The following is a 13,245-nucleotide window of genomic DNA, read 5'->3' on the forward strand; positions in this document are numbered from 1 at the left end:
ATACCAGAATTCACCGTTACCATTCCATCCATCAGCAAAGTCAATACCATCATCACCAGCATTAGTAGAAACTAAATATTTACCGTTAACAGTACCACCGAAGAACTCAATACCATCATCTTTACCATTATAAGATTGTACGTATTCTACAGTTGTTCCAGAACCAACACCAAATAAAGATAAGCCATTAAATTGTTTGTCAGCAGAGAATTCGGCTCCAGTATATTCTAAACGTAGGTATCTAATACTACCAGAGTTATCATCAGTAGCAGTACCACCATAAGTAAGACCAGCAACTTCAGAAGTAACAGAAGCACCTTTGTTTGTTGGTGCGTTACCACATACAACTAAACCACCCCAGTTACCTGCTTCAGGTGCAGTTTCACCAGAAGTCATAACTACTGGGTTACTAGCAGTACCATTAACAAATATCTGACCACCTTGTGCAACTGCAATGTAAGAAGCAGTACCACCAGTAGCTTTAATTACAGTACCAGCAGGTATTGTTAATTTACCACCGTCTAATACTTCAAATTTACCTTTTAATTCGTATGCTATAGAAGCATCTAAAGTTAATTCATTAGATAATTCCCCTTCTAATTCTGCTAGAGCACAAGGCTGACAAGAAGAACCTCCACAGTCAACTCCTGTTTCATCTCCGTTTTTTATTCCGTCTGAACAAGTGTTAGTATTTGCGTCATCATCACTATTACAAGATGTCATTACAGTTCCAAGAACTGAGGCTGCCATCATAAATTTTAAGAAAGTTTTTTTCATTTTTCCGTTTGTTTAATAATTTAATGCGAATTAAGGCTTTGGCTGTTAACCAGTTGTTAACTCAGTTTTATATAAGTGTAATTATATTATTAATTAAAAGTTGTATGAAAAGGATAATTTTACATTGGATCCTTTTTTATAAGAAAGTACAGTAACGTCTTGAGTATCCTGAAACCTTTCTACAGAAGGGTTTAATAAATTTTTAGCAGATAAACCTAATTGCACATTTTTAGATAATTGTGTTTTTACAATTAAATCTAAAGAACCGATTGCTTTGTCAACTAGATTTCCTTGGCCTTGTGTGCCTAGTGAAAATAGTCTGTCTGAAAAATAGTTGTAAGCAACTGTAGCCTGAATGCTTTTGTTGTTTTTATATTCTTTTGAAAAAGAGATATCACCATTAAGTAATAGATCAGAGGCACCAGTTAGTTCTTCTTCTTCTTTTGTGAAATCTACACTTAAAGGAAAACCAGCTTCTGTAGTTTCTGTTAATACCTTTTCTTCATTTAATTCTTGGTTTGTTGTCATATAGGATGCATTAAATCCAAGAGACAAAGATGTTTCTAGAATATTTGTTTTTGTTTCTTCTGTAGAAGAGAATAAATCTTTTCTAACTTCCAGTTCCACTCCTAGTGCAGTGGCATAATCACCAGAGTTTACATAACTAATATCGTTAGATGCAGAGTTAACGGTAATTTCGTTAATAGGATTTTCTATATATTTTCCAAAAACACCAACAGAAATTATTTCAGAGTTTTTAGGGAACATATCCCATTTTAAATCAAAATTATAATCTGTAGAAGCATATAAAACAGGATTACCAAAAGATGTTTGTGTTACGTCTTCATATAAAAAAGGAGCTCTTTCTTTAAATTGTGGTAAAGTATACGTTTTACTAGCTGCAAATTTTAAATTATGTTTTTCGTTTAGTTCGTATTTTAAACTTAAAGATGGTAGAATTTCTGTTGTTTCAAATTCAACTTCATCTCCGTTAGGGTCTAAAGAAGTACTCCAGTTAACAGTTTGATTAATTTGCTCTGCGCGCACACCAGCTAGCATTTTCCATTTAGAAGAAAAAGCATATTCTAGAGTAAAGAAAGCTGCGTGGATATTTTGGTCTCCTCCATAAGTTTGAGGGTCTAATGCATTTGATTGGTTTAGGTTGCCTCTAAATGTGTTAATAGCAAATAATCCTGCGTCAAAATTAGCTTGATTAAAATATGAATCTAAATCATATACACTATTGATTATAGGTTGTCTTTGAGATGTAATAATGTCAAAGTTGAATTGTGTTGCTTTAAAGTCTACTTCTTTGAATCTTCCGCTATATCCTAATGTTAATTTACCATCATATAAATCATCTTCATTTTTTTTAAATTTAAATGATGTAGCTAAATTAGCTGCTAATTCATCTTCATTTAATTCTTGATAAAATCTATGATTGTCAGTAGTACTTAAAACTTGCTGAAAAGATTTAGGGCCTTCCGGAACATCCCAATTGTCTGGAGATAATGTAGATTGTAATCTATTAGGGATATTATTTTTTACTTTGTTGTATGATGCTGCCCAGTTAACTTCTAATTTGTCAGTTAATTTATGATCACCTAATAATTGATTTACAAAAAGAGATGTTCTTTCAAAAGTACCTCTTTGTATAAAACCACCACCGTTTGGAGCATAATCAAAAACATCTATAACTCCATCATACTCTTGATGTTTTTGGTTTGATGTATTTACATATAAAGAATTATACTTAAATGAAGAAATACCTTTTCTGAATCCAATATTTCCTAATAATGTAGTGTTTGTATTGTATTCGTAACTACTAAAGTCATAATCTTTAGCGGTAAGCCCTAAAGGTGATGTACTACCTCTAGCTACTCCTTCTTTAAATTTATACTCATTGTCATAAGAGGCAACAGCAAAAATGCTCAATTTTCCATCTTCTCCAATGTTATAAGTATCTCCAGCCTTTAATGATAGACTAGAATTAATTGGAGTAGGCCCTTTTTCACGATCCCAACTAGTGGTAAAGTTGTAATTATTTAATGGAAAATCGGGATACTCTTTATTGTAAAATCCAGATGCGTTAGGACCATCATTTAAATAAAAATCTTTTTCTGAAATGGCTTCAGAATTTGCTCCAACTCCAACACTTAAATTCAAGTAGCCAGAGCCCTTGTACTCTTTAGAAGAAATATCTATGTTGGCACCAGCAAAATCTCCATAGTTTTTAACACTATACGTTTTATCTATTCCAATAAACTCAACAATGTCAGTAGAAAAAATATTTAAGTCAATATTTTTTCTAGAAGGATTGTTAGATGGCAAAGGTAAACCGTTCATAGTTGTTGCGTTGTAACGATCTCCTAAGCCACGCACAAATATGCTACCAGAACCTTCTTGTTTAGATATTCCGGTTACTTTAGTCACGGCAGTAGCAACATCACTGACGCCTTTTTTTGCTAGTTCTTGTGCGCCAATAGCTGTTTTCATCTCTACAGCTTTCTTTTGGTCTAATAATAAAGCTGTTTCAGAATCTTTTCTTGTTACTGTTGTAATAACAATTTCATCTAGCATCATACCTTCGTTAGCTGCCATTGGTACATTTATTGTGGTAACCTTACCAGCAACAATTGCTACATTAGGTATTTCTACAGTTTCATAACCCACATAACTAAACTGTACAGTGTATGTTCCTGGCTCTAGATTTGCAATTTCATATAAACCATCAAAATCTGTTGTAGTCCCTTTAGTTGTTCCTTTAATTAGTACGTTAGCAAATGGTAACGGGTCATTATTCATTTCTTTGTCTGTTAGTTTCCCAACAATGCTTCCTGTTTCTTGTGCCTTTGATACTAAGCACGTTAGTAGGCAAAATGTCAATAATAAAAGTCTCATTAATTTCGTTTAATAGTTGGCGCAAAGAACGTGTCAACCTGTGAACGCGATGTTATCTACGTGTTAACAATTTAAAACCTAATTGTTATTTAAATGTTACGATATTAAATGAATGTTAAGCGGCTTTGAAGTATAAGTATTATCTTTACTTTTGGCGAACCAATCAATAAAATATAAAAATGAAAAAGAAGGATATTAAGATACTTTTAGTAGACGACGAACCAGACATTTTAGAAATTGTTAGTTACAACCTTTCATCAGAAGGATACGAGGTTTTTACAGCAAAGAATGGGGTTGAAGCCGTTGCAAAAGCTAAGAAAAAACATCCTCATTTAATTATTTTAGATGTAATGATGCCAGAAATGGATGGTATTGAAGCGTGTGAAATTATACGTAGCACTCCTGGTTTGCAAAACACTATTATTACCTTTTTAACAGCTAGGGGAGAAGATTATTCTCAGGTTGCTGGTTTTGATGCTGGTGCAGATGATTACATTACAAAGCCTATTAAACCAAAAGTATTGGTTAGCAAAGTAAAAGCCTTGTTAAGAAGACTAAAAGAAGATAATGCTGCAGAGCAAGAAGATATAGTTAAAGTTGGTAACATTGTAATTAATAGAGAAGAGTACAAGGTTATTAATGATGGTGAAGAAATAGTATTGCCAAGAAAAGAATTTGAACTTTTAGCTTTACTAACTTCTAAGCCTAACAAAGTTTACAAAAGAGAAGTTATTTTAGACAAGGTTTGGGGTAACGAGGTTGTTGTTGGTGGTAGAACCATTGATGTGCACATTAGAAAATTAAGAGAAAAAATAGGAGACGACCATTTTAAAACTGTAAAAGGTGTTGGTTATAAGTTTGTTTTATAATGGCAAAAAGACTAAAAAAGTCATATAAATTCGCATTCCGTTCATCATTTTTTATTGTAATAACACTAACACTGTTGTTAGGATTGTATATGTATTATGCAGCTGCTGTAGAGTGGCTGTTTTTGTTGTGTTTTGCGCTTGCTAGTTTTTGTATATCTTTCTTAATTATACAACATAGGGTAGAGCGTTTTATATACCGAAGAATTAAAAAAATATATGATGATGTTTCATTATTAGAATCTACTTCGTTTTCATCTGCTCCTATTACTACAGATATTAAAACTTTGACCGAGGAAATTGAAAAATTTGCCAAAGGAAAAAAGATAGAAATTGACACACTTAAAATTAGAGAAGAATACCGAAAAGATTTTTTAGGTAACGTATCTCATGAGTTAAAAACGCCATTATTTACTGTACAAGGCTATATTTTAACCTTGTTAGATGGTGCTATGGACGATAAAAAAGTGCGCGAAAAATACTTAGAGCGTGCCAATAAAGGTGTAGAGCGTTTAATATACATTGTTAAAGATTTAGATATGATTACCAAGTTAGAAGCTGGTGGTTTAACAATGGAGTTTGAAGATTTTGATATTGTAGAGTTAATACAAAATGTGTTTGATTTGCTTGAAATGCGTGCAGCAAAAAAACAAATTACATTAACTTTTGATATGGAATATAAGGAGCCTATAATGGTTAGGGCAGACAAGGAGCGTATGCAACAAGTGGTGTCTAACTTACTGGTAAACTCTATAAAATATGGTCATACTAATGGTACTACAGAGGTTAGTGTAGAGAACCTTATAAAAAGTAAAGTAATTGTGCGCGTTACAGATAACGGTGAGGGTATATCTAAAGAACACCTATCTAGACTTTTTGAGCGTTTTTACCGTGTAGAAAAAAGTAGAAACAGAGAAGTTGGTGGTTCTGGTTTAGGTTTGTCTATAGTAAAACATATTATTGAGGCGCATAACGAGAAAATTTATGTAGAAAGTGTTGTAGATGTTGGGTCTGAGTTTTCTTTTACTTTAGAAAAAATAGAGAACAAAACAGCATAATCTAAGTTGTTTTTAAACTTAGTTAACCCTTTGTAATCCTTTACTTTTTTTAATAATTCTAGCGTAAAATCATCTTGTTGGCAAGTTGGTGCAATTCCTTTTTTGTCTAAACGCTTGGCTAAGTATTCTTGCTCAAACTGTCCAGGAGTTGGTATAAAAAAGGCTTTCTTTTCTAGCTTTGCTAAATCCATTACAGTGGTGTAGCCAGATCTGCAAAGTACCATTTTGCTCTCATTTACAGCGCGTTCTAAAGCTTTAGAGCTCATAAAATTATAAATAATAGTATTACCTCTTAAAGATGATATTTTTTGTTCTTCCTCTATAATGCCTTTTACAAAAAGCACATCATTAGGGTAGCCAATAAGCTCATCAAATATCTTTTCTTCAAGCATAGAGCGTTGCGGTTCTGGCCCAGATAAAAGCACCATTAAATCGTACTTTTTAGGAACATCTGTTTTTGTAAATCTACTCAGCGGTCCTAAGTATTTAATTTTAAGCTTAGAGTTTTTTAAATGTCCTAATTTGCCCGATAGGTTGGGTTGTTTTTTTGTGTCAGGAACCCAGCACTCGTCAAACTTTTTAATAATATTTTGGTGTAGTTTGGTGGTCATCCAAGTGGTATTGCCAGTTAGCACATTTAGTTGGTGTGTAATAAAAACACTAGGTACTTTTTTGTAACATACTCCTAAACGATTATCAGAGATAATACCATCAATGTTAAATTCCTTAACCAGTTTTTTGGTTTGTTTTTTTTCTTTCTGTATTGCTTTTAGCATTTTAGGAGAATCCCAAAGTAGTTTTATTTTAAAATTTTTACCGTTTTTAGCATATTTTATTTTGTACGATGGCAATTCGTGAAATTCTAAACCGGGAAACTCCTTCTTTAAAAGGTTAAGTGCGTCACCATCTGACGCAATAACAGGAGTAAATCCTTGGTCTAACAAAGCATTTATTATAGGAATGCACCTTGTGGCGTGCCCTAAACCCCAGTTTAATGGGGCAACTAGTATACGTTTGCTTTTATTCATACCTATAAAGAAACTACTATAAAAACATAAATAGATTTCCTTAGCTTTGCCAAATCATTAAATTTATGTTGTGGGAAGTAAAAACAAGCTAAAGAGGTTTAAAGAGAACGAAACGTTTGATAACGTAATTCAGCCAACCAGAGAAGAAATTGTAGACCAGACTTTTGCATTAAAAGGCAAGTGGAATACTTTTTTTAAAAACGATAATCCAATTATATTAGAATTGGGTTGTGGTAAAGGAGAGTACACTGTTGGTTTAGCAAAACAAAGTCCTGACAAAAATTTTATTGGTGTAGATATTAAAGGAGCTCGTTTTTGGAGAGGTGCTAAAACCGCAACCGAAGAAAGTATGAATAATGTTGGTTTTATTAGAACTCAGATAGAGTTGATAGATCAACTTTTTGCAGAAGGCGAAGTTTCTGAAATTTGGATTACTTTTCCTGATCCTCAAATAAAATACAAGCGTACTAAGCACAGATTAACTAACGAGGCTTTTTTAGCTAAGTATAGGCAAATATTAAAACCAGACGGTGTAGTTAATTTAAAAACCGATAGCGAGTTTATGCACGGTTACACACTTGGTTTGTTACATGGTAAAGGTTTAGAGGTAATTTATGCCAATCATGATGTATATAAGAACGAAGGAAGCCCAAAAGAGGTGTTAGAGATTCAGACTTTCTATGAAAATCAGTATCTTGAAAAAGGAAAACCAATCACCTATATAAAATTTAGAGTCAATTAACCAATGACACACTTACTTATACTCTTTTTTGCAACATTTTCTGGTGCCTTTATGGCAACAGTACCACCTGGGTTGTTAAATATGAATGCTGCAAAAATTAGTGTAGAAAAGGGTAAGTTAAACGGGATTATTTTTAGTATTGGAGTGTCTGTAACTGTAATTCTACAGGCATACATTGCTGTAATGATTTCTAAATTTTTACACAATAATCCAGATTTTGTGGGAGTGCTTTTAAAAATTGCTTTAGGAGTATTTGCTTTGCTAGGAATTTATTTTTTTGCAATGGCAAAGGAATGGATTAAGCCAAAAAAGAAGGCTAAGCCAAAAATTAGCAAGCGAAATAGTTTTTTTAAAGGTGTTTTTTTGGCAGCAATTAACCTGCTAACTATTCCGTATTACAGTGGAATGAATGCAATGTGGAAAGCATCAGGTTGGATCAAGTTTCAGTCTTGGGATATTCTAGTGTTCATTTTTGCTGCAGGTTGCGGTACATTTGGTGTGCTGTATTTATACACCGTATATTTTAATAAGCTAGAGAAAAAATCTAACGGATTTTCTAAAAACTCAAACTACATTATAAGTGCTTTAATGTTATTATTATTTGTAATAACGTTGGTTAGAGTCTACAATCACTAAATATGGCGGCAGATAATCAAAATTTTTTTGAAAGAGTCTATGCTGTAGCAAAGCAAATACCATATGGCAAAGTAACTTCTTATGGTGCTATTGCAAAGTATTTGGGTGCTGCGCGTAGTGCACGTATGGTTGGCTGGGCAATGAATGCATCTCACTTAAAAGATGAAATACCAGCGCACAGAGTGGTAAACCGTAAGGGTTTGCTAACAGGTAAACATCATTTTGACGGCACCAACTTAATGCAGCAGCTTTTAGAGAATGAAGGTGTTTTGGTTATAGATAGCCAAATACAAAATCTAGAAGACTATTTTTGGGATCCGTCTACAGAGTTAGAATAGCGTATAATATCAATTTCTAATTTGTTAAAAGTTAGTCAAAAATATAGCATCAACTAAACTTATAAAAGTATGTTATATTTCAATTCTGCGGCTTCTTAATCTCATATCGATACACTATCTTTGCAATTTAGAATCAGTTTAAGTAAAAAGCTGAAAAAGAAAGTAATACACATGAAGCTAAATAAACAAGATGTCTTAAAGGCATTAGAAAAGATAACAGTTCCTGGTGAAGGTAAAAATATGGTTGAAAGCGGAGCTGTAACTAACGTTATGGTTTTTGGAGATGAGGTTGTTGTAGATGTTACTATAAACAATCCTAGTTTACAAGCGCGTAAAAAAACCGAAGTTGAGATTTTAAAAGCAATACATGCAGAAGTGTATGAAAAAGCTAAAATTAAAATTAACGTAAAGGTAGATGCTGAGGCTGCTAAGCCAAAAACAAACGAAATTAAAGGGAAACCACTTCCTGGAATTAAAAATATTATAGCTGTTGCCTCTGGTAAAGGAGGAGTAGGTAAATCTACAGTAACAGCAAACCTTGCAGTAACTTTAGCAAAAATGGGCTTTAAAGTTGGCTTGTTAGATGCAGACATTTACGGGCCATCTATGCCAATTATGTTTGATGTTGCCCAAGAAAAACCATTAGCAGTAAATATAGATGGTAAGTCTAAAATGAAACCTGTAGAAAGTTACGGAGTTAAATTACTATCTATTGGCTTTTTTACACAACCAAACCAAGCAGTAATTTGGAGAGGACCAATGGCATCAAAAGCATTAAACCAAATGATTTTTGACGCACATTGGGGAGAAATAGATTTTATGCTTATAGATTTACCTCCAGGAACAGGAGATATACATTTAAGTATAATGCAAGCAATGCCAGTAACTGGTGCTGTTGTTGTAAGTACACCGCAAGAAATAGCTTTAGCAGATGCACGTAAAGGTGTTGCAATGTTTCAGCAAGATTCTATTAACGTACCTGTGTTAGGAGTAATAGAAAATATGGCGTATTTTACACCAGAAGAATTACCAGAAAATAAATATTATATTTTTGGTAAAGAAGGAGCTAAGCATTTGTCTGAAGACTTAAAAGTGCCATTTTTAGGAGAAATTCCTTTGGTACAAAGCATTAGAGAAGCTGGTGATGTTGGTAGACCTGCAGCAATGCAAGAGAGTACGCCTATAGAAACTGCTTTTAACGAGCTTACAAAAAATGTAGTGCAACAAGTGGTAAGCAGAAATACAGATTTGCCACCAACAGAGGCTATTAAAATAACAACTATGGCGGGTTGCTCGCCTGTTAATAAGCAATAAAAGATGACAACAGAAGAGGTAAGAACTAACGTAGAAAAAGCATTAGAAGAAATTCGTCCATTTTTACAGAGTGATGGTGGTGATATTTCTCTAATTTCAATAGATAATGATACTTCTGTAAAAGTAAAGTTAGAAGGTGCATGTGTTGGTTGTAGTGTTAACCAAATGACACTTAAAAGTGGTGTAGAAATGACCATTAAAAAATATGTGCCACAGATTGAAGAAGTAATTAACGTTGGTTAATTAGTGCTGATAATTGTCATATTATAAACGTATCAACTTCTGTAATTTTACATTTATTTTTAAGACTACTTTTACATGATTAAGACAGATATACTAATTATAGGTGCTGGTCCAACAGGATTATTTGCTGTTTTTGAAGCCGGATTATTAAAATTAAAGTGCCATTTAATAGATGCCTTGCCACAAGCAGGCGGGCAATGTTCTGAGATTTACCCTAAAAAACCAATTTATGATATTCCTGGTTTTCCAGAAGTATTAGCTGGTGATTTGGTAGATAATTTAATGGAGCAAATAAAAGCATTTCAGCCAGGTTTTACTTTGGGAGAACGTGCAGAAACTATAGAAAAGCAAGAAGATGGTTCTTTTATTGTAACCACAAATAAAGGTACAAAACACCACGCGCCAATAGTTGCAATTGCGGGTGGTTTAGGTAGTTTTGAGCCTCGTAAACCACTTTTGGAAAACTTATCTAAGTTTGAGGATAATGGTGTTGCTTACATGATAAAAGACCCAGAAGTTTATCGCAATAAAAAAGTAGTTATAGCTGGTGGAGGAGACTCTGCTTTAGATTGGAGTATTTTTTTAGCTGATGTAGCTGATGAGGTTACTTTGGTGCATAGAAGAAATGAGTTTAGAGGAGCTTTAGACTCGGTAGAAAAAGTACAGCAACTTAAAAATGCGGGTAAAATTAATCTTGTAACGCCAGCAGAAATAGTTGGTTTAAAAGGAGATGATACACTTACTGCTGTAGAAATTAAAAAAACAGGAGAAGAAGAAAATATTGTTTTAGAGGTAGATAATTTTATAGCATTATTTGGACTGTCTCCAAAATTGGGGCCAATTGCAGATTGGGGATTAGAAATAGAGAAGAATGCTATTAAAGTAGACAATGCGCTAGATTACCAAACAAACATACCTGGTATTTATGCTATTGGTGATGTAAATACGTACCCAGGAAAACTGAAACTAATATTGTGTGGCTTTCATGAAGCTACATTAATGTGTCAGAGTGCTTATCAAAAAATATATCCAGACAAAAAATATGTTATGAAGTATACTACCGTCGGTGGTGTGTCTGGTTTTGATGGTACTAAAAAAGAAGCACCTAAAGCAGTTGTTAAAGCAATAGAATAGTATGAGTGATATTAAAATTAAAATAACAGACAGAGAAGGTGTTTTACACGAGGTAGATGCACCAACTGATATGAATATGAATTTAATGGAGGTTGTACGTTCTTACGAGCTTGCTCCAGAGGGTACAATTGGTATTTGCGGTGGTATGGCAATGTGCGCTTCTTGTCAGTGTTATGTTAAGTCCGCTCACAATTTACCAGAAATGTCTGATGATGAAGATGCTATGTTAGCAGAAGCTTTTAATGTAGAAGATAACAGCAGGTTAGGTTGTCAAATACATATGACCCCAGACTTAGATGGTTTAGAAGTTGAGTTGGCTCCAGAGAGTTAAAATCAATTAAACTAAAAATATAAAAAAGCTCAAATTCTAAAATTAAGAATTTGAGCTTTTTACTTGTAATAGTCTTTTTTGTTATATCCTTGCTTGGTAAGTAAACAAGTTAAAGTAACGTCCTTCTTTTGCAATAAGTTCATCGTGTGTACCGCTTTCTGCAATTTCACCATTTTCTATCACTAAAATCTGGTCTGCCTTGCGTATGGTACTTAATCTATGTGCAATAACAAATGTTGTTCTTCCTTGGGTTAATGTGGCTAAACTTTTTTGTATTAAGGCTTCACTCTCTGTATCTAAATTAGATGTGGCCTCGTCTAAAATTAATATTTTAGGATTAGCCAAAATAGCTCTAGCAATAGCAATACGTTGGCGTTGTCCGCCAGATAATTTAACACCGCGTTCTCCAATTAATGTTTCTAAACCATCATCAAACCTATCTGTAAATTCATTTACGTAGGCAGCTTCAACTGCGTTTAAAAGTTCTTCTTCTGTGGCATTTGGCCTAGGAAAAAGTATGTTATTGCGTATAGTTCCTTCAAACAAAAAGTCGTCTTGTAAAACAACGCCTAAATGTTGTCTAAAACTATTTAAATCAACCTTAGATAAATCGTTCCCATCTATAGTAATTGTGCCGCTATCCGGATTTAAAAAACTAGCGGCTAAACCAGCAATAGTAGATTTTCCTGAGCCAGAACTACCAACCAAAGCAACTACTTTACCAGAGTTTACAGTAAAATTTACATTGGTAATAACTTCTTTGTCTTCTTCATAAGCAAAAGATACATTGCTAAACGCAACATCACCCTTAATATCATTTAATACAATTGTACGGTCTTTTTCATCTGCTTCTGCAGTCATATTCATAAGTTCCTCTGTACGGTCTAAACCAGCTAAAGCCTCGGTAAGCTGACTACCAACATTACTCATCTGTACAATAGGAGCAACCATAAGTGCAAGTAAAAATGTAAACTGAAAATACTCACCCGTTGTTAAGTCGCCCGTAATTAATAAATAACCGCCATAGCCCATCATAATTCCTGTGGTTGCAAGTCCTAGTAAAAAAGTAGAAGAACTTGTCATTACAGCAGTTGCCGTTAAGCTCTTTTTTACATTTTTGTATAATTTGGCAACGCCTTTTTCAAAAATTTTATTTTCTTGTTCTTCGGCATTAAAACCTTTAATAACCCTAACTCCGCTTAAAGTTTCTGTTAACCTACCTTTTACTTCTGCATTTATTTTTCCTCGTTCTCTAAAAACAGGGCGTATAATTTTAAATGCTTTTATAGAAATAAATGCAAATAAAATTAAGGGTGCAAATGCCATTAACGTCATTGTTAAACTAATTTGCACCAATAAAACAACAGATACTACTGCGGTAATTGTACCGCCTACTAATTGCACCAAGCCTGTGCCAATTAGGTTACGTACGCCTTCTACATCACTCATTATTCTAGATACCAATGCGCCAGACTTGTTATTGTCAAAAAAACTAATAGGTAAAGACAATACTTTTTTCTGTACTTGAGCTCGTAACTCAGATATTAAATACTGTGCCTGTATACTTAATACTTTGGTAAGTAAAAATGATGTTATTGCTTGTACCAAAAAAGCAGCAATTACCAATGCAACTAAAATCTTTAAAAAAGGAATGTCTTTATTTGGTACAATATCATCCATTAAATATTTAAGAGATATTGGCGCAACAAAACTTGCTGCTTTACTTATTACAATTAATAAAAGACCAATAAAAACAAGTTTTCGTCTAGGCCAAATTATAGTTTTAAATGCGGTTAAAATGCTTACTTTTTTCTCTGCCATCGTTCTATTTTCAATTTATATGCAAGGTAATTTAAATCTATCTTAATTTTAGTTAT

12 protein-coding genes and 1 pseudogene are annotated in these 13,245 nt (G+C 33.4%); 9 read left to right on the top strand and 4 right to left on the bottom strand.

Annotated features, from left to right (window positions below):
• Positions 1 to 777 (bottom strand): annotated as a pseudogene (locus tag ABJD66_RS13940) (hypothetical protein); the annotation flags it as partial.
• A 93-nt stretch (positions 778 to 870) separates the two neighbouring features.
• Positions 871 to 3,678 (bottom strand): TonB-dependent receptor, encoded by a 2,808-nt coding sequence (locus ABJD66_RS13945; protein ID WP_100894814.1) that lies wholly within the window; start codon positions 3,676 to 3,678, stop codon positions 871 to 873.
• Between the two features lie 179 nt (positions 3,679 to 3,857).
• Here ABJD66_RS13945 and ABJD66_RS13950 point away from each other — a divergent pair, with 179 nt between their 5' ends.
• Both ABJD66_RS13950 and ABJD66_RS13955 read left to right on the top strand, forming a co-directional pair.
• Positions 3,858 to 4,547 (top strand): response regulator transcription factor, encoded by a 690-nt coding sequence (locus ABJD66_RS13950; protein ID WP_100894815.1) that lies wholly within the window; start codon positions 3,858 to 3,860, stop codon positions 4,545 to 4,547.
• Positions 4,547 to 5,602: an ATP-binding protein gene (locus tag ABJD66_RS13955; protein WP_100894816.1), complete on the top strand. Its 1,056-nt coding sequence runs from the start codon at positions 4,547 to 4,549 to the stop codon at positions 5,600 to 5,602. Before ABJD66_RS13950 ends, ABJD66_RS13955 begins: the two co-directional genes overlap by 1 nt.
• Here ABJD66_RS13955 and ABJD66_RS13960 read toward each other — a convergent pair.
• The gene (locus ABJD66_RS13960) at positions 5,527 to 6,630 is read right to left on the bottom strand and encodes a glycosyltransferase (protein WP_100894817.1); all 1,104 of its coding nucleotides are present in this window, start codon (positions 6,628 to 6,630) and stop codon (positions 5,527 to 5,529) included. The genes ABJD66_RS13955 and ABJD66_RS13960 overlap by 76 nt on opposite strands.
• Positions 6,631 to 6,700: 70 nt before the next feature.
• On the opposite strand from ABJD66_RS13960, the gene trmB reads away from it, so the two are divergent.
• From trmB to ABJD66_RS13995, 7 genes are all read left to right on the top strand, one after another.
• Positions 6,701 to 7,372 carry a tRNA (guanosine(46)-N7)-methyltransferase TrmB gene (gene trmB / locus ABJD66_RS13965; RefSeq protein ID WP_100894818.1) on the top strand — a complete coding sequence of 224 codons (672 nt, stop codon included), beginning with the start codon at positions 6,701 to 6,703 and terminating at the stop codon, positions 7,370 to 7,372.
• A gap of 3 nt (positions 7,373 to 7,375) precedes the next feature.
• Positions 7,376 to 8,008 carry a LysE family transporter gene (locus tag ABJD66_RS13970; protein ID WP_100894819.1) on the top strand — a complete coding sequence of 211 codons (633 nt, stop codon included), beginning with the start codon at positions 7,376 to 7,378 and terminating at the stop codon, positions 8,006 to 8,008.
• Between the two features lie 2 nt (positions 8,009 to 8,010).
• The gene (locus ABJD66_RS13975; RefSeq protein WP_303542936.1) at positions 8,011 to 8,346 is read left to right on the top strand and encodes an MGMT family protein; all 336 of its coding nucleotides are present in this window, start codon (positions 8,011 to 8,013) and stop codon (positions 8,344 to 8,346) included.
• Between the two features lie 171 nt (positions 8,347 to 8,517).
• The gene (locus ABJD66_RS13980) at positions 8,518 to 9,660 is read left to right on the top strand and encodes an Mrp/NBP35 family ATP-binding protein (RefSeq protein WP_100894821.1); all 1,143 of its coding nucleotides are present in this window, start codon (positions 8,518 to 8,520) and stop codon (positions 9,658 to 9,660) included.
• 3 nt (positions 9,661 to 9,663) lie between these two features.
• Positions 9,664 to 9,903: a NifU family protein gene (locus ABJD66_RS13985; protein ID WP_013620460.1), complete on the top strand. Its 240-nt coding sequence runs from the start codon at positions 9,664 to 9,666 to the stop codon at positions 9,901 to 9,903.
• A 75-nt stretch (positions 9,904 to 9,978) separates the two neighbouring features.
• Entirely contained in the window at positions 9,979 to 11,037 is a 1,059-nt protein-coding gene (locus ABJD66_RS13990) for an NAD(P)/FAD-dependent oxidoreductase (RefSeq protein WP_303542938.1), read from the top strand.
• Between the two features lies 1 nt (position 11,038).
• Complete coding sequence (locus ABJD66_RS13995) at positions 11,039 to 11,368, top strand: 2Fe-2S iron-sulfur cluster-binding protein (protein WP_303542940.1); 330 nt, start codon at positions 11,039 to 11,041, stop codon at positions 11,366 to 11,368.
• Between the two features lie 81 nt (positions 11,369 to 11,449).
• On the opposite strand, the gene ABJD66_RS14000 is transcribed toward ABJD66_RS13995, so the two are convergent.
• Positions 11,450 to 13,189, bottom strand: a complete 1,740-nt coding sequence (locus ABJD66_RS14000; RefSeq protein ID WP_348132722.1) for an ABC transporter ATP-binding protein — start codon at positions 13,187 to 13,189, stop codon at positions 11,450 to 11,452.
• Positions 13,190 to 13,245: the final 56 nt, after the last annotated feature.

This window comes from Cellulophaga sp. (genome assembly GCF_039943695.1).
Classification (GTDB): domain Bacteria; phylum Bacteroidota; class Bacteroidia; order Flavobacteriales; family Flavobacteriaceae; genus Cellulophaga.